This window comes from Achromobacter pestifer (genome assembly GCF_013267355.1).
GTDB lineage: Bacteria > Pseudomonadota > Gammaproteobacteria > Burkholderiales > Burkholderiaceae_B > Achromobacter > Achromobacter pestifer_A.
This window is the reverse complement of sequence record NZ_CP053985.1, coordinates 5,519,434-5,540,880: the sequence shown is the minus strand read 5'-3', so window position 1 is coordinate 5,540,880 and position 21,447 is coordinate 5,519,434. Positions and strand designations below refer to the sequence as shown.

The 21,447-nt window shown below is 67.7% G+C and carries 14 protein-coding genes; 7 read left to right on the top strand and 7 right to left on the bottom strand.

Annotated elements, in window-relative coordinates; genetic code table 11:
* Positions 1 to 12: 12 nt before the first annotated feature.
* Together FOC84_RS26250 and purL are read right to left on the bottom strand one after the other, a co-directional pair.
* Entirely contained in the window at positions 13 to 1,638 is a 1,626-nt protein-coding gene (locus FOC84_RS26250; protein WP_173147399.1) for a methyl-accepting chemotaxis protein, read from the bottom strand.
* 207 nt (positions 1,639 to 1,845) lie between these two features.
* On the bottom strand, positions 1,846 to 5,895 hold the full coding sequence (purL, locus tag FOC84_RS26245) for a phosphoribosylformylglycinamidine synthase (RefSeq protein WP_173147397.1): 4,050 nt from the start codon (positions 5,893 to 5,895) through the stop codon (positions 1,846 to 1,848).
* 355 nt (positions 5,896 to 6,250) lie between these two features.
* Between purL and FOC84_RS26240 the strand changes: the two genes are divergently transcribed.
* The 3 genes from FOC84_RS26240 (at position 6,251) to FOC84_RS26230 (ending at position 9,198) form a co-directional block, all read left to right on the top strand.
* Positions 6,251 to 6,793 (top strand): TRAP transporter small permease, encoded by a 543-nt coding sequence (locus tag FOC84_RS26240; RefSeq protein ID WP_173147395.1) that lies wholly within the window; start codon positions 6,251 to 6,253, stop codon positions 6,791 to 6,793.
* Positions 6,790 to 8,088 (top strand): TRAP transporter large permease, encoded by a 1,299-nt coding sequence (locus FOC84_RS26235; RefSeq protein WP_173147393.1) that lies wholly within the window; start codon positions 6,790 to 6,792, stop codon positions 8,086 to 8,088. The genes FOC84_RS26240 and FOC84_RS26235 overlap by 4 nt, the downstream gene beginning before the upstream one ends.
* A gap of 81 nt (positions 8,089 to 8,169) precedes the next feature.
* Positions 8,170 to 9,198 carry a DctP family TRAP transporter solute-binding subunit gene (locus tag FOC84_RS26230; protein ID WP_173147391.1) on the top strand — a complete coding sequence of 343 codons (1,029 nt, stop codon included), beginning with the start codon at positions 8,170 to 8,172 and terminating at the stop codon, positions 9,196 to 9,198.
* Positions 9,199 to 9,360: 162 nt separating this feature from the next.
* Here FOC84_RS26230 and greB read toward each other — a convergent pair whose 3' ends face one another.
* From greB to FOC84_RS26215, 3 genes are all read right to left on the bottom strand, one after another.
* Positions 9,361 to 9,912: a transcription elongation factor GreB gene (gene greB / locus FOC84_RS26225; RefSeq protein WP_173147389.1), complete on the bottom strand. Its 552-nt coding sequence runs from the start codon at positions 9,910 to 9,912 to the stop codon at positions 9,361 to 9,363.
* 71 nt (positions 9,913 to 9,983) lie between these two features.
* On the bottom strand, positions 9,984 to 10,829 hold the full coding sequence (locus FOC84_RS26220; RefSeq protein WP_173147387.1) for a 3',5'-nucleoside bisphosphate phosphatase: 846 nt from the start codon (positions 10,827 to 10,829) through the stop codon (positions 9,984 to 9,986).
* Between the two features lie 65 nt (positions 10,830 to 10,894).
* Positions 10,895 to 11,830, bottom strand: a complete 936-nt coding sequence (locus FOC84_RS26215) for an alpha/beta fold hydrolase (RefSeq protein WP_173147385.1) — start codon at positions 11,828 to 11,830, stop codon at positions 10,895 to 10,897.
* Between the two features lie 296 nt (positions 11,831 to 12,126).
* Between FOC84_RS26215 and cfa the strand changes: the two genes are divergently transcribed.
* Positions 12,127 to 13,308 carry a cyclopropane fatty acyl phospholipid synthase gene (cfa, locus tag FOC84_RS26210; RefSeq protein WP_173147383.1) on the top strand — a complete coding sequence of 394 codons (1,182 nt, stop codon included), beginning with the start codon at positions 12,127 to 12,129 and terminating at the stop codon, positions 13,306 to 13,308.
* Positions 13,309 to 13,376: 68 nt separating this feature from the next.
* On the opposite strand, the gene FOC84_RS26205 is transcribed toward cfa, so the two are convergent.
* The gene (locus FOC84_RS26205) at positions 13,377 to 14,981 is read right to left on the bottom strand and encodes a GMC family oxidoreductase (protein ID WP_173147381.1); all 1,605 of its coding nucleotides are present in this window, start codon (positions 14,979 to 14,981) and stop codon (positions 13,377 to 13,379) included.
* A 194-nt stretch (positions 14,982 to 15,175) separates the two neighbouring features.
* Between FOC84_RS26205 and FOC84_RS26200 the strand changes: the two genes are divergently transcribed.
* The 3 genes from FOC84_RS26200 to nirD all read left to right on the top strand — a co-directional run bounded on the left by FOC84_RS26200 (position 15,176) and on the right by nirD (position 19,282).
* The gene (locus tag FOC84_RS26200) at positions 15,176 to 16,063 is read left to right on the top strand and encodes a LysR family transcriptional regulator (protein WP_173147379.1); all 888 of its coding nucleotides are present in this window, start codon (positions 15,176 to 15,178) and stop codon (positions 16,061 to 16,063) included.
* 319 nt (positions 16,064 to 16,382) lie between these two features.
* Positions 16,383 to 18,932: a nitrite reductase large subunit NirB gene (gene nirB, locus FOC84_RS26195; RefSeq protein ID WP_173147377.1), complete on the top strand. Its 2,550-nt coding sequence runs from the start codon at positions 16,383 to 16,385 to the stop codon at positions 18,930 to 18,932.
* Positions 18,932 to 19,282, top strand: a complete 351-nt coding sequence (gene nirD, locus FOC84_RS26190) for a nitrite reductase small subunit NirD (protein ID WP_173147375.1) — start codon at positions 18,932 to 18,934, stop codon at positions 19,280 to 19,282. The genes nirB and nirD overlap by 1 nt, the downstream gene beginning before the upstream one ends.
* A gap of 17 nt (positions 19,283 to 19,299) precedes the next feature.
* On the opposite strand, the gene FOC84_RS26185 is transcribed toward nirD, so the two are convergent.
* The gene (locus tag FOC84_RS26185; protein ID WP_173147373.1) at positions 19,300 to 21,360 is read right to left on the bottom strand and encodes a transcriptional regulator; all 2,061 of its coding nucleotides are present in this window, start codon (positions 21,358 to 21,360) and stop codon (positions 19,300 to 19,302) included.
* Positions 21,361 to 21,447: the final 87 nt, after the last annotated feature.

Genomic DNA, 21,447 nt, shown 5'->3' with positions numbered 1-21,447 from the left:
ATGCCGGCGCGCTCAGGCGCCGATCAAGGCCGGTTCGCCATTGCGGCCCAGGGCCGGCGCGTCGGCGTCGATCACGCCGCCGGCCTGCAGCTTGAACACCGCCACGGCGTCGCGCAGGCGCTGCGCCTGGGTTTCCAGCGAGGCTGCGGACGCCGCGGCCTCTTCGACCAGCGCGGCGTTCTGCTGCGTCACGCTGTCCATCTGCGACACGGCCTGGTTGACCTGCTGGATGCCCTGCGACTGCTCTTCGGACGCGCTGGAGATCTCGTTGATGATGTCCGTCACGCGGCGCACGGAAGTCACGATTTCCTGCATGGTGGCGCCGGCGGCCTCCACCTGGTCCGAACCGACCGATACCTTCTGTACCGAGTCGTCGATCAGGCCCTTGATTTCCTTGGCGGCGGCGGCGCTGCGCTGCGCCAGCGCGCGCACTTCGCTGGCGACGACCGCGAAGCCCTTGCCCTGCTCGCCCGCGCGCGCCGCTTCCACGGCGGCGTTCAACGCCAGGATGTTGGTCTGGAAGGCGATGCCGTCGATCACGCCGACGATGTCGGCAATGCGGTTGGAGCTGTCGGCGATACCGCGCATCGTGCCGACCACGTCGCCCACCGCGCGGCCGCCGCGCGAGGCCACCTCGGACGCCGCCACGGCCAGTTCCGAGGCGCTGCGCGAGCTGTCCGCGTTGTTCTTCACCGTGGACGACAGCTCGTCCATGCTGGCGGCGGTTTCTTCCAGCGAGGCGGCTTGCTGCTCGGTGCGCGACGACAGGTCGATGTTGCCGGCGGCGATCTCGCGCGCGCCGGTGTGGATCTCTTCCACCCCCAGGCGCACGGCGGACACCGTGCGGGCCAGGCTGTCCTGCATGCGCTTGACGGCGGCGTACAGCACGCCGATCTCGTTGTTGCCGCGTTGCTCGATGCGGTTGGTCAGGTCGCCGCCGGCGATACGGTCGAACAGGCGGCCGGCTTCATGCAGCGGACGGAACACCGAGCGGCCGAACACCGCGTACAGGCCCACCACCAGCACGGCCACCACGATCAGCAGGCCGACCAGCAGCGCGATCGCGCCGTTGATGCGCGCGGAAGCCTCGCGGGCCACGCGTTGGCCGACCTCGTCGGCGTAGTCCAGATACTTCTGGATGGCGGCAGTGAAGGTGAGGCCCAGCGGCGTCACTTTTTCCAGGTTGAGACGGCCGGAATCCTGCGCGTTGCCGGCGCGGATGGCCGCGATCATCGGCACGATGGCGTCGCGCTGATAGACGTCGTAGGCCGCCAGCGCGGCGTCCAGCAGCGGCTTGCCCTGGGCCGAGGTTTCCGGGGTCTGGCGCACCAGCTGGATCAGTTCGCCGGCCTTCTTGGTATAGCCGTCCAGGCGCTGCATGCTGGCCAGGTTGTCGAGGCTCTTGCCTTCCATCAGCGCGGTCTGGGCCGACAGCAGCACCAGGCGGGCGCGCAACAATTCGGTGCCGGCGCCGTTCACGGCATTGGCGCGGACCAGATTGGTGTCCAGCAGCACTTCGATCGAATTGCGGTTGGAAGTCAGCTGCTGGTGCACGGCAATGCCGGTTACCAGGAAAAGCGCGAAGAAAACGGCTAAAGCGGTCGTCAAGACCGCGCGAATACTGAGATTCTTGAACATTGGGGTCACTCCGGGTTGCGTATAGCGGCTACCTATGCTTTACGACAGGTTGCAATGAAAAGTTAAACATCTCATTACGTTGCACACCACGGATCCAGAGCAGGCCCGGCGGAACATGAAAAACGCCCCGCCATTCGGACCCAAGAGGGCCACAAATGGCGGGGCGTGTCGCACGCGCCGGGAAGGGTCCCGGCGGCGGCTACAGGCTTACTTCAGCCAGACGCGCGCGTTGCGGAAGATGCGCATCCACGGGCTGAACGCGCCGCCCGCATCCGCCTTGCCCCACTTCTCGGGCGCCCACGACATCATGACGTTGCGCGTCACGCGTTCCGGGTGCGGCATCATGACCGTGAAACGGCCATCCGCGGTGGTGACGGACGTCAGGCCGCCGGGGCTGCCGTTCGGGTTGAACGGATAGGCTTCGGTGATCTGGCCGCGGTTGTCGATGAAGCGCGCGCCAGCCAGCACGCGGCTGGCGTCGCCTTGCTGCGAGAAGTCGGCATAGCCTTCGCCGTGCGCCACGGCGACCGGGATGCGGGCGCCTTCCATGCCGGCAAAGAAGATCGAGGGCGACTTGGCCACTTCGACCATGGACAGGCGGGCTTCGTACTTTTCCGACTGGTTGCGCGTGAAGCGCGGCCAGAACTCGGCGCCCGGGATCATCGGCGCCAGCGCGGCCATCATCTGGCAGCCGTTGCACACGCCCAGCGCGAAGGTGTCGGGACGCGCGAAGTAGGCGGCGAACTGGTCCGACAGCTTGCTGTTGAAGCGGATGGTGCGGGCCCAGCCTTCGCCGGCGCCCAGCACGTCGCCGTAGCTGAAGCCGCCCACGGCCACCAGGCCCTGCACTTGCGCCAGGTCGACGCGACCGGACAGCAGATCGGTCATGTGCACGTCGATGGCTTCGAAGCCGGCGGTGTCGAAGGCCCAGCCCATTTCCACCTGGCTGTTGCAGCCCTGCTCGCGCAGGATCGCCACGCGCGGACGCTTGCCGGTGTTGATGAACGGCGCAGCCACGTTTTCCTGGGGATCGAAGTCCACGTTGGGGCTCATGCCCGGGTCCGTGGCGTCGTTCCAGACGTCCAGCTCGGCCTGGGCGCAGGCCGGGTTGTCGCGGCGCGACATGATGCGGTAGGACACTTCGCTCCAGGCGCGGCCGAGTTCGGCGCGCGGCTGGCCCCAGACCTTCTTGCCGTCGCGGTAGAACTCGACTTCGTCGGCGCCATTCAGGCCGCCGATGACATGCGAATGCGCCGACAGGCCCGCGCCGCGCAGCACCTGCATGACGGCGTCGCGCTGGGCGGCCGGCACCTGGATGACGGCGCCGGCTTCTTCGGAGAACAGCGCCTTGAGCGTCAGTTCCTCGCGCTGCACCGCCACCTGCTCGGGGCGGATCTTGTAGTCGCCCCAATCCGCCGATTGCGGATCGAAGGTCAGCATGTCCAGGTTCACCGAGATGCCGGTGCGGCCGGCGAAGGCCATTTCGGTCAGGGTGGCGAACAGGCCGCCGTCGGAACGGTCGTGGTAGGCCAGGATGGTGCCGGCTTCGGCCAGGGTGCGGATGGTGACGAAGAACGCGCGCAGGTCCTGCGGCGCGTCGATGTCCGGCACGGTTTCGCCGACCTGGTTGTAGGCCTGCGCCAGGATCGAGCCGCCCATGCGATGGCGGCCGCGGCCCAGGTCGATCAGGATCAGGACGCTGTCACCGGCGTCGGTGCGCAGCTGCGGGGTGAGGCTGGCACGCACGTCGCCGACGGGCGCGAAGGCCGTCACGACCAGCGACACCGGTGCCACCACCTGGCGCTGCTCGCCGTCCTGTTCCCAGGACGTCTTCATGGACAGGGAATCCTTGCCCACCGGAATCGACAGGCCGGTGGCCTGGCACAGTTCGCTGACGGCCGACACGGTGTCGTAGAGCGCGGCGTCTTGCCCAGCCACGCCGCAGGCGGCCATCCAGTTGGCCGACAGCTTGATGTCTTCCAGGCGCGCCACGTCGGCGGCGGCCAGGTTGGTCAGGGCCTCGGCCACGGCCATGCGGCCGGAAGCCGGCGCGTCCAGCATGGCGATCGGCGTGCGTTCACCCATGGACATGGCTTCGCCGCGGAAGCCTTCGTAGTCGGCCAGGGTCACGGCGCAGTCAGCCACCGGCACCTGCCACGGACCGACCATCTGGTCGCGGCTGGACAGCCCGCCCACGGTGCGGTCGCCGATGGTGATGAGGAAGGACTTGTTGGCCACCGTGGGGTGGCGCAGCACGCGGTAGGCGGCTTCGGTCAGGTCGATGCCCGCCAGGTCCAGCGGCGCGGACACGCCGGGCAGGCGCGTGACGTCGCGGGTCATGCGCGGCGGCTTGCCCAGGATGACGTCGATCGGCACGTCCACCGGACGCACCTCGGCTTCGCCTTGCGGACGGATGGTGTCCAGGCCAGGCAGGCCCTCGCCATCCACCACGCGCAGCTGGCGTTCTTCGGTGGCCACGCCCACCACCGCGTAGGGGCAGCGTTCACGGCGGGCGATGGCGTCGAAGCGTTCCAGGTCCTTGGGCAAGATCGACAGGACGTAGCGTTCCTGCGATTCGTTGCTCCAGATTTCGGCGGGCGACAGGCCCGATTCTTCCAGCGGCACGCGCTTCAGGTCGAAGATGGCGCCGCGGCCGGCGTCGTTCACCAGTTCGGGGAAGGCGTTGGACAGGCCGCCCGCGCCCACGTCGTGGATTGCGATGATGGGGTTGTTCTCGGCCTGCTGCCAGCAACGGTCGATGACTTCCTGGGCGCGGCGCTCGATTTCAGGGTTGCCGCGCTGGACGGAATCGAAGTCCAGTTCGGCCGAGTTGCTGCCCATGCTGATGCTGGAGGCGGCGCCGCCGCCCATGCCGATGCGGAAGCCCGGGCCGCCAAGCTGGATCAGCAGCGCGCCCGGAGGAATCACGTCCTTGTGCGTCAGGCCGGCATCGATGCTGCCCAGGCCGCCCGCGATCATGATGGGCTTGTGGTAACCCCAGCGCGTGCCGCCGGCGGTCTGTTCGAACGAACGGAAGTAGCCCAGCAGGTTGGGACGGCCGAATTCGTTGTTGAACGCCGCGCCGCCGATGGGGCCGTCGATCATGATGGACAGCGGCGAGGCGATGCGCTCGGGCAGGCCGTGGTGATCGGCTTCCCAGGGCTGCAAGGCGTCGTCGAAGCGCAGGTGCGACACGGTGAAGCCGGTCAGGCCGGCCTTGGGCTTGGAGCCGCGGCCGGTCGCGCCTTCGTCGCGGATCTCGCCGCCATTACCCGTGGAAGCACCGGGGAACGGCGCGATCGCGGTCGGGTGGTTGTGCGTTTCCACCTTCATCAGCGTATGCACGGTGGTGTCGCGGCGGATGTACTTGGCGCCTTCGACGCCCTCGCCCGTCACGCCCGGCACGCCGGCCTGGAAGCGCTGCGCGGGGCCGCCTTCCATGATGGCGGCGTTATCCGAATAGGCGACCACGGTGCCCGCGGGCTGCGCCTTGTGCGTGGCGCGGATCATGCCGAACAGCGTGTTGGGCTGTTCCTGGCCGTCGATCACCCACTCGGCGTTGAAGATCTTGTGGCGGCAGTGTTCGCTGTTGGCCTGCGCGAACATCATAAGTTCCACGTCGGTGGGGTCGCGGCCCAGGTCGGTGAACGACTTGGCCAGGTATTCGATTTCGTCGTCGGACAGCGCCAGGCCCAGCGAGATGTTGGCTTCGGCCAGGGCTTGGGCGCCCTGCGCCTGCACGCCGACCGTGCGCATGGGCTTGCCGGCCAGCGGCTGAAACAGCGCCTGGCCGTCGAAGCCGGCGTCCACCACGGTTTCGGTCATGCGGTCGTGCAGGCAGTCGGCCGCGCGCGCCAGCATGGCGTCGTCGAAGGTCTTGACGCCCAGCAGGCCGCGCTCGGGGGTGATCACGTAGCGCACGCCGCGTTCAATGCGGTGCACCGACGACAGGCCACAGTTATGGGCGATGTCGGTGGCCTTGCTGGCCCACGGGGAAATCGTGCCCAGGCGCGGGATCACCAGCAGGGACAGGCTCTTGGCCGGCGCATCGCCGGTGACGGGCGTGCCGTAGTCCAGCAGTTGGGTCAGGTGTTGCTGCTGCTCGGCCGTCAGGGCCGCGTCGGTGCTGACGAAGTGCTCGTAGCGGGCGGATATGTCGGCCACCGGCAAGCCGGCTTCCTTCAATTGCGCCAGCAGGCGATCGCGACGGAAGGAGGACAGGACGGAGGAACCAGGCAGATGCTGAACTAGGGACACGATGCGGGCGCCGTATAAAGAGAGGAGAGCAAAAAGAGATTTTACCTGTTTAGGGGGTTTTCCCGGAGCCGTTGTTCGATCGATCCCGAACGCCTCTGTTTCGGCCATTGTTACAAAAGAATTCCGAGCGCCTTGCACCATCATGATGCACAGCAGCATTCGCGGCAACTCCGCGCCGCTGTGGATCTTTCCCATTCCCGCCAGGCCCTCTGCCGCTTGTTTTATGCTGCGTCGCAGCATGTTGCAGCCATCCCGCACCGCGGGAAAACACGAACTACCGGTCCCACGGCGCGACGGTAGGATGCAGCGACCCCATAAATGAATAGCGCCTATCCGGCGCTGGCCGTTGCCTCACATGTCCCGCCCCGAAGCCCCCGCCGAGCCTGTCGAACCGATCATTCCCACAGAATCAGATCCCGCAGTCAAAGTGCCGCTGGCCATCGAGGACTGGCTGGCCGTGATCCTGTTGGCGACCCTGGCCATCATTACCTTCCTGAATGTGCTGGTGCGCTACTTCACCGACCAGTCCTTCGCCTGGACGGAAGAGATCTCGGTGTTCCTGCTGATCGTGCTGACCATGGCGGGCGGCAGCGTGGCCTTCGTGCGCAACCACCATATCCGCATCGAGATCCTGGCCGACTCCGGCTCGCCGCGCCGCCAGCGCATCATGGCGCTGATCTCCAACGGCTGCGTGCTGGCCTTCTTCCTGCTGCTGACCGTGCTGTCGGTGAAGCTGGTGGCCGACGAATACATCTACGAAGAGACCTCGCCCGCCATCGGCGTGCCGACCTGGTGGTATTCGATCTGGCTGCCGGTGATGGCGGCGGCGATCTCGCTGCGCACCGTCGGCACGCTGCGCCGCATCGCCAAGGGCGCCGCCGGGCAGGCCCCGCAATGATCGCCGCCATCCTCTTCACCGTCTTCATCGTCCTGATGCTGATCGGCGTGCCGGTCGGCGTGGCGCTGGGCCTGGGCGGCACGGTGGCCATCGTGCTGTCCAACTTGGACACGCCCTGGTATGGCCTGTTGACCGTGCCCCAGAACTTCTACGCCGGCCTGGCCAAGTACCCGCTGCTAGCCATTCCCATGTTCGTGCTGGTCGGGTCCATCTTCGACCGCTCCGGCGTGGCCAAGCGGCTGGTGGACTTCGCCATCGCCATCGTCGGGCGCGGCCCGGGCATGCTGCCGCTGGTGTCGATCGCGGTGGCCATGTTCCTGGGCGGCATCTCCGGTTCCGGTCCGGCCTGCGCGGCCGCGGTGGGCGCGGTGATGATCACGGCCATGTCGCGCGCCGGCTATCCAGGCTCGTTCTCGGCTGCGGTGGTCGCGGCAGGCGCGGCCACGGACATCCTGATCCCGCCGTCGGTGGCCTTCATCATCTACTCGGTGCTGGTGCCCGGCGCCTCGGTGCCCGCGCTGTTCGCCGCCGGCATGATCCCCGGCATCCTGGCGGGCTTCGCCCTCATCGTTCCGGCGGTCTGGCTGTCGCGCAAATACAAGATGGGCGGGCTGGAAGCCCACCTGCCCCGCCCGCCCTTCTGGGCCAGCCTGCGCGAAGCCTCATGGGGCCTGGCCGCGCCGGTGCTGATCCTGGGCGGCATGCGCATGGGCTGGTTCACGCCCACCGAAGCCGCCGTGGTCGCGGTGTTCTACGGCCTGTTCGTGGGCATGTTCATCCACCGCACCATCAAGCTGCGCGACCTGTACAAGATCCTGCGCGAAGCCGCTGAACTGTCCGCCGTCATCATGCTGGTGGTGACGCTGGCCGGCATCTTCGCCTGGGCCCTGTCCACGCTGAGCGTGATCGATCCCATCACCCACGCCATCGTCAATTCGGGGCTGGGCGAATGGGGCGTGCTGGCGCTGCTGATCCTGCTGCTGATGACCGTGGGCATGTTCCTGGACGGCATCTCCATCTTCCTGATCTTCGTGCCGCTGCTCATGCCCATCGCCAACGCCTATGGCTGGGATCCGGTGTGGTTCGGCGTGATCCTGACCTTGAAGGTGGCGCTGGGCCAGTTCACCCCGCCGCTGGCCGTGAACCTGATGGTGTCTTGCCGCATCGCGCGCGTACCGATGGAATCCACCGTGCGCTGGGTGGTGTGGCTGCTGGGCGCCATGTTCCTGGTGCTGGTGGCGGTGCTGGTGTTCCCGCAGCTGGCGTTGTGGCTACCCAAGAAGCTGGGTTATTGAAAGGGCCGGACGGGGCAACCCCAAGGCCGGCGTTACCGGTATTCATTACAACAACAGACACGCAAAGAGAGGAGACGCAACATGAAATTCCGCAACCTGATCGGAGCGGCCCTGTGCGCGGCGGCCGTCGTCGGCATGGCGCCCGCCCATGCGCAGAACTACAAGCCCGAGTACAAGCTCTCCATCGTCGTCGGCACCACCTTCCCCTGGGGCCAGGGGGCCGAAATCTGGTCGAACTTGGTGCGCGAGCGCACCCAGGGCCGGATCAACATCAAGGTCTACCCCGGCACCTCGCTGGTCCAGGGCGACCAGACGCGCGAATTCACCGCCATCCGCCAGGGCGTGATCGACATGGCCGTGGGCTCCACCATCAACTGGTCGCCGCAGGTCAAGCAGCTGAACCTGTTCTCCCTGCCCTTCCTGATGCCTGACTACGCCGCCATCGATGCGCTGGTGCAGGGCGACGTGGGCAAAGAGATGTTCAAGCTCATCGAAAAGGCCGGCGTGGTGCCGCTGGCCTGGGGCGAAAACGGCTACCGCCAGCTCAGCAACTCCAAGCACGAGATCAAGAAGCCCGAGGACATGAAGGGCCAGAAGCTGCGCGTGGTGGGTTCGCCGCTGTACATCGACACTTTCACTGCCCTGGGCGCCAACCCCACGCAGATGAGCTGGGCCGACGCCCAGCCCGCGCTGGCCAGCGGCGCGGTGGACGGCCAGGAAAATCCCCTGTCGATCTACACCGGCTCCAAGCTCTACACCGTGGGCCAGAAGTACCTGACGCTGTGGAACTACGTCGCCGATCCGCTGATCTTCGTGGTCAACCGCGAGGTCTGGAATTCGTGGTCCGAGAAGGACCGCGACATCGTGCGCCAGGCCGCGCTGGACGCCGGCAAGCAGCAGATCGTGATCGCACGCAAGGGCGTGACGCCCGAAGACCCGTCGTTGCTGAAGGAAATCGCGGGCCACGGCGTGACCGTGACCGCGCTGTCGCCGGCGGACCACGAGGCCTTCGTCAAGATCACCAAGCCCGTCTACGACAAGTGGAAGAAGCAGATCGGCGAAGACCTGGTGAACCTGGCCGAAAAGTCGATCGCCAATCGCAAGAAGTAAACGCGCAAGAACAAGCAGCAAGCCCCAGGGGAACGGCGGCGCAAGCCGCCAACCGAGGCAGGGACGTCAGATCCCGCCCACCAACGGGCGCCGGCCACAAGCTGGCGCCCGTTTTCTTTGCCGCGTCGGAACTCCGTTGCCGACCCCGGCCAGATCGGCAGACTAGGCCGGATAACTGACTTCCAGGATATCCAGCTCTTCGATCCCGCCCGGCGTGCGCAGCACCACGGTGTCGCCTTCCTTGGCCTTGATCAGCGCGCGCGCCACCGGCGAGATCCAGCTGATCTTGCCCGCCAGCGGCTCGGCCTCGTCCACGCCGACGATGGTCACGTTGTGTTCCTCGCCGGCCTTGTCGGAATACTGCACCGTGGCGCCGAAGAAGACCTGGTCACGATTGGGCTGCGCGGCCGGGTCGACCACTTCGGCGATATCCAGGCGCTTGGTCAGGAAGCGCATGCGGCGGTCGATCTCGCGCAGGCGCTTCTTGCCGTACAGATAATCGCCGTTCTCGGAACGATCACCGTTGGACGCGGCCCACGACACCACCTGCACGACGGATGGACGTTCCACGTTCATCAGGTGCGTGAGTTCACCGCGCAGGCGCTCGTAGCCGCCGGGCGTCATGTAGTTCTTGGTGCCGGCAGGCAGGGCCTGGGCTTGCGGCAGATCGTCGTCGTCCTCGTTGTCCGACTCTTTGACAAAGGCTTTGTTCATGGCGGTTGCGCCGGTCGGGCGCGATCACAGTCGATAGTGTGCAGGGCAAGGCGGCTTGGCCGCCGCCCGCGTCAGAACCAGTCGTGCCAGACCGGTTTAAGGTCGGGCGGCAGCGCCGGCAAGCGGCCCAGGTCCACCCGGCTTTCCTTCGGACTATGGAAGTCCGAACCGCGCGACGCCAGAAAACCGTAGCGGCGCGCCACATCCGCATAATAGCGGGCCTCTTCCGAGGTATGGCTGCCCGTGGTGACCTCGATGCCCAGGCCGCCCAACTGCAGGAATTCGTCGAACAGCGCGGCGAATTGCAGCGGCGTGTACTTGTAGCGGCCGGGATGCGCGATGACGGCGACGCCGCCCGCGCCGCGGATCCAGCCCACGGCCTCCGCCAGCGTGGCCCACTGCATGGGCACGTGGCCGGGCCGGTCGTCGCCCAGGTGCCGGGTGAACACGGCCTGCACGTCGGGGCAGTAGCCGGCTTCGACCAGGTAGCGGGCGAAGTGGGTGCGGCTGATGAGTTCGGGGTTGCCGGCGAACGGCAGCGCGCCTTCGTAGGCGCCGGGCATGCCCATTTCGGCCAGGCGTTCGCCGATGCGCTTGGCGCGTTCGGCGCGGCCGGAGCGGGTCTTGCGCAAGCCTTCGACCAGCGCGGTGTTCTCGGGGTCGAAGCGCAAGCCCACGATATGCACGGTCACGCCGGCCCAGGTCACGGAGATCTCGACGCCGGTGGCGAAGTCCATGTCCAGCTCGCGCGCCGCGCGGGCCGCTTCGGCCAGGCCGCCCACTTCGTCGTGGTCGGTCAAGGCCCACACGTCCACGCCATTGGCATGCGCGCGCTGCGCCACGTCGCGCGGCGCGAGCGCGCCGTCCGAGACGGTGGAATGGCAGTGCAGATCGATGTTCAGTGTGCGCGCGTTCATCCAGCTATTGTAGAGAAGGCCCGGCAGCGTGGATAGCGCCAAGCCGTCCCCCGTTTATCGCGTGGTCAGGACAGCAGAAAGGACGCGACCGGATCCACCTGCTCGTCCGACATCAAGGTGGGCGCATGGCCCACGCCGGATACCTCGTGGGCCTGCGCGCGCGGATTGCGCTTGAGCATTTCATCGACGGTGGCGCGCGTCAGCAGATCGGATTGCGCGCCGCGCACGATCAGCACGGGGCACGGCAGGGAATCATAGGAACGCCACAGGATCTGTTCGCCCGCCGCCAGTTCCTCGGGGGTCTGGGCCGCCAGGGCCTGGGACAGCGCCAGGTCGTAGTGCTTGACCCATTTTTCGCCCTGCCGGGGGTACAGGTAGCGCGCCAGTTCCGCCCACTGCGCATCGGTATGCGGGCCAAACGTGGCGGAGTTGGCGCGCATGGTGGCCACGGCCTCTTCGAAGCTCGCGAACTCGCCGGGTTCGCCCACATACTGGCCGATGCGCGCCAGGGCGCCCGTCTCCAGCCGTGGCCCGACGTCGTTGAGCACCAGCTTGTCGAGGTGGAAGCCCTGTTCGGGCGGCAGCATGCCCGCGTGCGGACGCATGGCCAGCATGGCGCGCGCAAACACCGCCGCGCCCGACAGCGCCATGCCGATCAGCCCGCCCATGGACGTCCCCACCCAGGCCAGCCGCGCCGGTTTCAAGCGCGCAAGCAGCGTCACCATGTCCGAGACGTACTGCGGCACCGTGTAGAACGCGGGGTTGGCCAGCCAATCGGAACGCCCCCGCCCCACCACGTCCGGGCAGACCACGCGATACTGCCCCGCCAACCGCCGCGCCAGCGTATCGAAATCACGTCCGCTGCGGGTCAGGCCATGCACGCATACCAGTACCTGGTCATTGGCCGGGTCGCCCCATTCCCAGTAGGCCATGCGGTGCAGTCCTGCCGGGCTGGCGCAGGTGACGAAATCCAAACGGGGTTCCAGGCTGGCGTCCACCATCGATACACTCCACAAGTCGTTGCGCGCCGCAGCTAGAGGCGCACCAGGCCGGTATCTTATAGGACAGCGAGCGGCGCCGCCGCAACACCCGGACCGCCCGGTTCTGGACTATCGGCCCGGTCGTCGCTACGATTCTTGCATCCGGATCGCCGCCCAGCCCCCCCTGCCCGCGCGGAATTGCCATTGCCTATCGAGGCGATCCAATCATTAAATTGGAGTTGCGGAGCTGTTAGGATCAGAGTTGGAAGTCTCAAGCATTGCCAGATCAGTCATCCCAAAATTGATATGGAGTCCGTATGCAGCAAAGCAGTCCTTCCTCGCCGCTGGCCACCGGCCACCCATCCCTCAGTTCCCCTCCCCCCGAACCGCCCAAAGTGCTCCAGGACATCCTGGCCCGGGCCGATGTCCGCATCAACGGCAACCGCCCCTGGGACATTCAGGTTCATGACAAGCATATGTACGACCGCGTCTTCGCCAGCTGGTCGCTGGGCCTGGGCGAATCCTACATGGACGGCGAATGGGACTGCGACCAGCTCGACGAGCTGTTCACCCGCCTGCTCCGCGCGGACATGGGGTCGGCGGCCCTGGGCCTGGCGCGCGTCAAGCTGATCGCCGAGCACCTGCGCCACAAGCTGTTCAACCTGCAGTCCAAGCACCGCGCCTTCGAGGTCGGCGAACAGCACTACGACGCCGGCAACGACGTGTTCGAGGCCATGCTGGACAGCCGCATGATCTATTCCTGCGCCTACTGGGAAAACGCCCAGACGCTGGAGGAAGCGCAACTGGCCAAGCTGGAGATGATCTGCCGCAAGCTGCAGCTGCGCGCAGGCGAAACGCTGCTGGACATCGGCTGCGGCTGGGGCGGGCTGGCGCGCTTTGCCGCCGAACGCTATGGCGTCGAGGTCACCGGCGTGACCGTGTCCAAGGAGCAGCTGGCGCTGGCGCAGGAAAGAGTGAAGGGCCTGCCGGTGCAACTGCTGCTGCAGGACTACCGCGACCTGCAGGGCAGCTTCGACAAGGTGGTCTCGGTAGGCATGTTCGAACACGTCGGCCCCAAGAACTACGACACCTACTTCAGCAACGTGCAGCGCCTGATGGCGCCCGACGGCGTGTTCCTGCTGCACACCATCGGCATCGCCGCCACCAGCCAGAGCACTGATCCCTGGATCGACCGCTACGTCTTCCCCAACGGCAAGCTGCCGTCCGCCCGCGAGATCGCCACCGCCGTGGAAGGCCGCTTCATCATCGAAGACTGGCACAACTTCGGCGCCGATTACGACCGCACGCTGATGGCCTGGTGGGACAGGTTCGAACGCGCCTGGCCCGAGCTGGAAACGCGCTACGGCAGCCGCTTCTACCGCATGTGGAAGTACTACCTGATGTGCTGCGCCGGCTTCTTCCGCTCGCGCGAGGGCCAGCTCTGGCAAGTGATGCTGACTCATCCGCAACGCCAGGAGATGTACCGCTCGCAGCGCTGAACGCGGTGACGCCATCGCCAGGAAGCCGCCCCTAGGGCGGCTTCCTTTTCTGCGACGCCTGCGTCGATTCAGCGGCCTGCGGCGTCCTCGCGGATCATGTCGGCAGCCCGCTCCGCGATCATGATGGTCGGCGAATTGGTGTTGCCCGACGTGATCAACGGCATCACCGAGGCGTCGGCGATGCGCAGGCCCTCCAGTCCATGGACGCGCAGCCGCGCGTCCACCACCGCCCCGCCGTCCGCATCACGTCCCATGGCGCAGGTGCCCACCGGATGGAAGATGGTGGTGCCGATCTTGCCAGCCGCTTCCCGCAGCTCGGCGTCCGTCTGGAACGCCGTTCCTGGCAGCCATTCCTGCGGCTGATAACGCTGCAAGGCTGGCGCCGCCGCGATCCGCCGCACCAGCCGGATGGAATCCGCCGCCACGCGCAGGTCTGCGTCGGTGCTGAGGTAATTGGGCGCGATGACGGGCGCGCCTTGCGGCCCCTGGGCGTGCACGCTGCCGCGCGATGTCGGCCGCAGATTGCACACGCTGGCGGTGAAGGCGTCAAAGCCATGCAGCGGTTCGCCGAAAGCGCCCAGCGACAGCGGCTGCACATGGAATTCAACGTTGGCGCGCGCCTGGCCCGGGTCCGACTTGGCGAACGCGCCCAGCTGCGACGGCGCCATGCTCATCGGGCCGCTACGTTTGAGCAGGTACTCCAGGCCGATGCCGGCCTTGCCCAACCAGGTGGAGGCGATGCGGTTCAGCGTCTTCACGCCCTGCACCTGGATGATGACGCGCAGCTGCAGGTGATCCTGCAGGTTCTCACCCACGCCCGGCAGGGCATGGTGCAAGGCGATGCCGCTTTCGCGCAGGCGCTCGGGCTCGCCCACGCCGGAGAGTTCCAGCAGGTGCGGCGTATTGACGGCACCGGCCGCCAGCACTACCTCGCGGCGCGCGCGCACGGCGATGTTCTGCCCATTGCGGCGCAACTGCACGCCGACGCAGCGCTTGCCCTCGAACACCAGTTGCTCGGCCTGGGCGCCCGTCGACACGCGCAGGTTCGGGCGTTTCCGCACCGGCCGCAGGAACGCCTTGGAGGTATTCCAGCGCCAGCCGCCGCGCTGGTTCACTTCAAAGTAGCCGCAGCCGAAGTTGTCGCCACGGTTGAAGTCCTGCACCCGCGGAATACCCTCCTGCTCGGCCGCGCCGGCAAAGGCCTCCAGGATGTCCCAGCGCAGGCGCTGCGATTCCACGCGCCATTCGCCGCCGGCGCCATGGAACTCGTCCGCGCCGCGGTGGTAGTCCTCGCTGCGCTTGAACACCGGCAGCACCTGGTCCCAACCCCAGGCCGGATCGCCGGACAGCTCGGCCCAGTCCTCGTAGTCCTGGCGCTGGCCGCGCATGTAGATCATGCCGTTGATCGATGAACTGCCGCCCAGCACCCGACCGCGCGGATAGATCAGCGACCGCCCCGCCAGACCGGGCTCCGCCGCGGTGCGGTACATCCAGTCCGTGCGGGGGTTGCCGATGCAATGCAGGTAGCCCACCGGGATATGGATCCAGTGGTAGTTGTCGCTCCCGCCCGCCTCCAGGAGCAGCACTTGCACGCCAGGATCGCGGCTCAGGCGGTTGGCCAGCACGCAGCCGGCCGAGCCCGCGCCCACGATGATGTAGTCGTATGTCTCCATAAGCTCTTCTTATCTTCTTGCCGGGGCGGTACGTCCGCGGACTGGGTGAGCCGACCCGGCGCGCCGGGCATCTACCGTGACTCTCGCGCAGCGGCGCGCAACTGTCCAATGAATTGTTGAAAAACGGCTTATAAGCAACTTAAATAATGCTTGACCCCTTTTCGCCCCTGGCCACTTACTCCGGGAACCGTCCCATGGACCTGAAGCACATCCGCACCTTTGCCGCCGTGGCCCGCGAGGGCAACCTGACGCGGGCGGCCGAGCATCTGCACCTGACCCAGCCCGCGCTCAGCCTGCAGCTGAAGAACTTCCAGGAATCGCTGGACCTGACTTTGTTCTCGCGCACAGCGCAAGGCCTGGCGCCCAACGCCGACGGCCGCGCGCTGCTGCCCTCGGCGCAACGCATCCTGGACGCGCTGGATGACTTCCAGCGCGCCCTCGGCGCCCTGCGTGACACCGTCCAGGGCGATCTGCGCATCGGCACCATCCTCGATCCCGAATTCCTGCGCCTGGGCGCCACCCTGCAATACCTGGTCGAGCACTATCCCAAGATCCGCCCCACCCTACGCCACGGCATGTCCGGATCGGTGGCGAAACAGGTGCGCGCGGGCGAGCTGGACGTGGGTTTTTCCCTCGGCCCGCAAGGGCGCGATGCGGCTCCCGCCGGACTCGAAGCGCTGCCGCTCGCCTCCTTCGCCTATTTCGTCGTGGCCCCCAAGGGCTGGGGCGCGCAGGTGGCCGGCCGCGACTGGGCCGCGATCGCCGCCCTGCCCTGGATCTGGACGCCCCCGGACTCGGTGCACCACCGGCTGCTGTCGGACAAATTCGACGCGTTGGGCGTCGCGCCCAACGCCGTGGCCGAAGTGGATCAGGAAGCCTCAATGCTGGACCTGGTGCGCTCGGGCGTGGGCCTGTCGCTGGCGCGCGACTCCATCGCGCTGCGCGAGTCCCAGGCCAGCGGGCTGGTGTTGGTCAAGGGCCTGGCCATCCAGGCCGAACTCGCCTTCATCACCCAGGCCTCCCGCCGCGAGGATCCCCTGGTCTCCGCGGCCTTCGATGCCGTCCAGGCGGCGTTTGCCTAGGCCCATCCGCTGCGCCAAACGGGTGCGGCGCCGCACAGGAATATGCACCGCCTTGACGCACGCCGGCTTTGGCCGCGCGGCGCAAGACCGGGCCGCCGGCGGCCTGCCTGACGCCGCTTTCCCTATGAAATCCCCGGCGCGCCAACCCGCGCGGATGCGCTCCGGCATCCCTGGCATGGACTTTGCTTGATGGTTCATGCGCGGGCCGCAAGGCCGGCGAGACAACTAGAGCAGTAACGGCAATGGCGCCCCGACCGCAAGGTCCAGGGCGCCTTTGCGTTTTCTGAAACCACGATACCCAAGCCCACGGGGACATCCCATGAAAGTAGCGGCCTCATCCGATTCTCTGCAGACCCTCGTCGTCATCGGCAACGGCATGGTGGGCCACCATTGCGTCGAGCAACTCATCGCCGGCGGCGCGCTTGCGCGCTACCGCATCCATGTCTACGGCGAGGAAAGCCGCCGCGCCTACGACCGCGTGCACCTGTCCGAATACCTCAACGGGCGCGACGCGGAATCGATGGCGCTGGGCGATGCGGCGCTGTATGAACAGGAAGGCGTGACTCTGCACCTGGACGCGCCCGTGCTGGAGATCGACCGCCGCCAGCGCCAGGTCGTGACCGCGCGCGGCCGCAGCGCCTACGACAAGCTGATACTTGCCACGGGCTCCTACCCCTTCGTGCCGCCGATCTCGGGCGCGGAAGGCGCATCGCGCCTGGTGTACCGCACGCTCGACGACCTGGACCTGATCCGCGAGGCCGCGCACGGCGCGCGCCGCGGCGTGGTGGTGGGCGGCGGCCTGCTGGGGCTGGAAGCGGCCCATGCGCTGAAGTCGCTGAAGCTGGAGGCCCACGTGGTCGAATTCGCGCCGCGCCTGATGCCGGTGCAGTTGGACGAGCAAGGCGGCGCGGCGCTCAAGGCGCGCATCGAGGCGCTGGGCGTGGGCGTCCACCTGTCGCGCGCCACCCAGGACATCAAACCCGGCACGCAGTACCGCTACCGCATGCGCTTTGCCGAGGGCGCGCCGCTGGAAACCGACCTGATCGTGTTCTCGGCCGGCATCCGGCCGCAAGTGGCGCTGGCGCGCAAGGCCGGACTGACGCTGGCCGAGCGCGGCGGCGTGGCCATCGACGACCAGTGCCGCAGCAGCGACGAACACATCTATGCCATCGGCGAATGCGCGGCCTGGAACGGCAGCGTGTTCGGGCTGGTCGCGCCCGGCTACCAGATGGCGCGCACGGTAGCGGCGGCGCTTTGCGGCAACGCCGGACAGGCGTTCGGCGGCGCCGACATGTCCACCAAGCTCAAGCTGCTGGGCGTGGACGTGGGTTCGATCGGCGACGCCCACGGCGCATCGCCCGATGCGCGCAGCTATCGCTACATCGACGAGGCCGGCTCCAGCTACCGCCGCCTGGTGGTGTCGGCCGACGGCAAGCGGGTGCTGGGCGCGGTCCTGGTCGGCGACAACAGCTACTACGACACCTTGCTGCAATACGTGCAGAACGGCATTGCGCCGCCCGCGGACCCGGCCAGCCTGATCCTGCCGCAAGGCCAGGGCGCGCCGCTGCTGGGCGTGGACGCGTTGCCCGCCGCCGCCACCATCTGTTCCTGCCACAACGTGAGCAAGGGCGCGGTCTGCGCCGCGATCGACGGCGGCTGTGCCGACCTGGCCGCGGTCAAGGGCTGCACCAAGGCGGCTTCCGGCTGCGGCGGCTGCGCCAGCCTGCTCAAGCAGGTGGTCGAACACGAACTGGCCAGCCGCGGGGTCGCCGTGGACAAGAGCCTGTGCGAGCACTTCCCCCACACTCGCCAGGAGCTCTACGCCATCGTGCGCGTCAACGGCATCGAATCCTTCGAGCAACTCCTGGCCAGCCACGGCCGCGGACAACAGGGCTGCGACATCTGCAAGCCCGCCGTGGGCTCCATCCTGGCCTCTTGCTGGAACCGCCCGATCCAGGATCCTCACCTGGTGCCGCTGCAGGACACCAACGACACCTTCATGGCGAACATGCAGAAGAACGGCACCTATTCGGTGGTGCCGCGCATCCCCGCCGGCGAGATCACGCCCGACGGCCTGATCGCGATCGGCGCGGTCGCCAAGAAATACCAGCTGTACACCAAGATCACCGGCGGCCAGCGCATCGACCTGTTCGGCGCGCAACTGCATGAACTGCCGGACATCTGGGCGGAATTGATCGCCGCCGGGTTCGAGACCGGCCATGCCTACGGCAAGTCCACCCGCACCGTGAAGTCCTGCGTCGGCAGCACCTGGTGCCGCTACGGCGTGCAGGACAGCGTCAAGATGGCGCTGGACATCGAGCACCGCTACAAGGGCCTGCGCTCGCCGCACAAGCTGAAGTTCGCCGTCTCCGGCTGCACCCGCGAATGCGCCGAGGCGCAAAGCAAGGACATCGGCGTCATCGCCACCGAAAACGGCTGGAACCTCTATGTCTGCGGCAACGGCGGCATGCGCCCGCGCCACGCCGAACTGTTCGCCACCGACCTGGACGACGCCGCCCTCATCCGCACCATAGACCGCCTCTTGATGTTCTACATCCGCACCGCCGACAAGCTGCAGCGCACCTCGGTCTGGCGTGAATCGCTGGAGGGCGGCCTGGACTATCTGAAGCAGGTGGTGCTGGAGGACAGCCTGGGCCTGTGTGCGGAGCTGGAAGCGCAGATGCAGCTGGTGGTGGACCGCTACGAATGCGAATGGGCCAACGCGCTGAACGACCCGGAAAAGCTCAAGCGCTTCCGCACCTTCGTCAACCATCGCGGCGCCGACCCCGACATCCAATTCGTGCAGGAACGCGGCCAGCCCCGGCCCGCTCCCGCGCGCGTCATCGCCATCGCCGAGGAGATTGCCTGATGGACGCCCTGATCCGCGAACCCCAAGACTGGCGGCCGGTATGCCGGCGCCAGGATCTGGTGCCCAATTCCGGCGTGGTGGCGCTGGTGGATGGCGCGCAGATCGCGCTGTTCTACGTGCCGCAAGCCGCCGGCGACGGCGTCTACGCGATGGAAAACCGCGACCCCAAGTCCGGCGCCAACGTCATCGGCCGCGGCATCGTCGGCCATATGGGCGGCGAACTCGTCGTGGCCTCGCCGCTCTACAAGCAGCATTTCCGGCTCGCCGACGGCGCGTGCGTGCAGCACCCGGAACAACGGCTGCGGACCTGGCGGGCGCGCTTGAACGGCGATGCGGTGGAGATCGCCTGAGACACGCCGCCGCCCGCTCAGCCCAGCCCGATGCGGCGCGCGCCCGCCCGGAACAGCGCCTCGGCATCCCCGGCCAGGCGGAAGGCCGCCAGGAAATCGTCCACGCGGTACGAGGGATGCGTCTTGCGGATCGCGGCCAGCAGGCCGGAGGTTTCGTCGTCCTTGCCGGCTATCGCCAGGCAGCAGGCCGCGATCGCCAGGATGTGTACGTGGGCGTTGGGGCGGGCCGCCGCCTTCAGCGCCCAGCCGGCGGCTTCCTCGTACCGGCCCAGGCGCACCAGCGCCAGCGCGCGCACGGCCAGCATGCCGAACAGCAACGGGTCGTAGGGACTGAGGTCGCGCGAATGGTCGGACGAGCCTATCGCCGCCTCGGCATCGCCCGACTGGCAGTTGACGAAGCCCAGGGTGTAATGCGCCAGGGCGAAATTGGGGCTCAGGTCCACGGCGCGCGCCAGTTCGGCCAACGACTGGTCCTGGTTGCCGCGCAGCCATAGCGCCCGCCCCATGGCCCAGTGCGCCGCCGGGTCGCGGTCGTCGGCGATCAGGCCCTGGCCAGCGGCCTCGAACGCCAGATCGATGGCCGGCGCCTGCTCGCCCCAACGCTGGAACGCGTCCTGCCAATGGGTGAACGACAGGCCCGCATAGGCCCGCGAGAACGTCGGGTCGAGCCGCAAGGCCGTCTCGAAAAAGTGCCGCGCCTGCTCGTTGTCGGCCCGGTTGAAGCGGTACATATGCCACAGGCCGCGGTGATGGGCCTGCCAGGCGTCCAGGGAGTTCGGCGGCCTCAGAATGGCGCGGTTGCGCTCTGCGGCCTCGATTTCGAGGTCGATGGCGGCCACGATCCGGTTGCCGATTTCGTCCAGGGCCAGAAAGGCGTCATCCAGCTCCCGGTCATAGACGTCCGCCCACACGATGCGCGCGGTCCTGGACTCCACGATTTCCACGCTCACGGCGATGCGTTTGTCCCGGCGCTGCAGCGACCCGCTCACCACATAGTCCACGTTGAGCGTGCGGCCGGCCTCGTCCGGCCCCACGTTGCGCTGGTCCAGGGCGAAAACCGTGCCTTGGGCGATGACGAACAGGCTGCGCAGCTTGGCCAGCCGCGTGATGATGTCGTAGGCCAGGCCATCGGCCAGCCCACCCCGCACGCCGGCCTGCGCCGAGCGGTCCGCGAACGGCATCACCGCGATCGAAGCGCGGCCCGCGCGGTCCCGGGCGTCCGAGAGCGGTACCTCGGACGCCTCTCCTGGCGCGGCGTCCTGCCTTGGCGCCTGGCTGGCGCGCCCCCTCAACTCCCGCCATACATCGCGCAAGGGCCGCCAGTCCAGCCCGTCCGCCTCGAAGGCGCGCACTGCCGCGGCCAGATGCTCCTCGCCTTCGCGCCATTGGCCGCGCTGCGCCAGCAAGCCCAGCAGCATCTCGTGCGCGCGCCGATCGAACGGGACCAGCTGCAACCACTGGTCCAGGCAGGCGAAGGTCTCGCCCGACGCAGCCGGCAGACTGGCCGCCAGATGCTCCAGGACCGCGGCATGGCAGGCCCGCAAACGCCGGCGCTGCGCGGTCAGCCAGTTGTTGAAAAAGGGATTGCGGTCGATCTCGAGCCCCTCGAGGAAATCACCCGCAAACAGCGCGGCCAGCGCTTGCAGCCGCCCGCAGTCCAGCTGGGCGATGCCCTGCTGCATCGCGCTGCCGATTTCGATGGCGTCCACATGGCAGTCGGCCAGGTCCAGCCTCACCGTGTCCTGCGCCGTCTCCACCCTGCGCCGGCCGGGCTCGTCCAGCAAGGCCCTGGCCTTGCTGAGGCACCAGCGCAGCTCGCCGCGCGGATCGTTCGGAATGTCCCACAGCAGCTCGCACAGGTGCGCGCGCTGCACGGGATGCGGCGCAAGCGCCAGATAGGCGACGAGCGCGCGCAGCTTGCGCGACGGCGGCAGCGCCAGGGCGGCGCCCGCCCGGCTGATTCCCATGGGTCCAAGCAGGCGCAGCCGGACCTCGCCTCCGGGGCCGGAACCGGCCGGCGGCGCGGGGCCGGCCGATACCCGGGCCGATTCCACGCCGGCTACCACGCCCGCCTCCATGGCCGGCTCTTAACTTGGATTCCGGGAAGCACGGTACGCGCAAGCCTGCGCGGCGCCGGTTGCGATTCCCCGGCAGGCCGGCCTCGC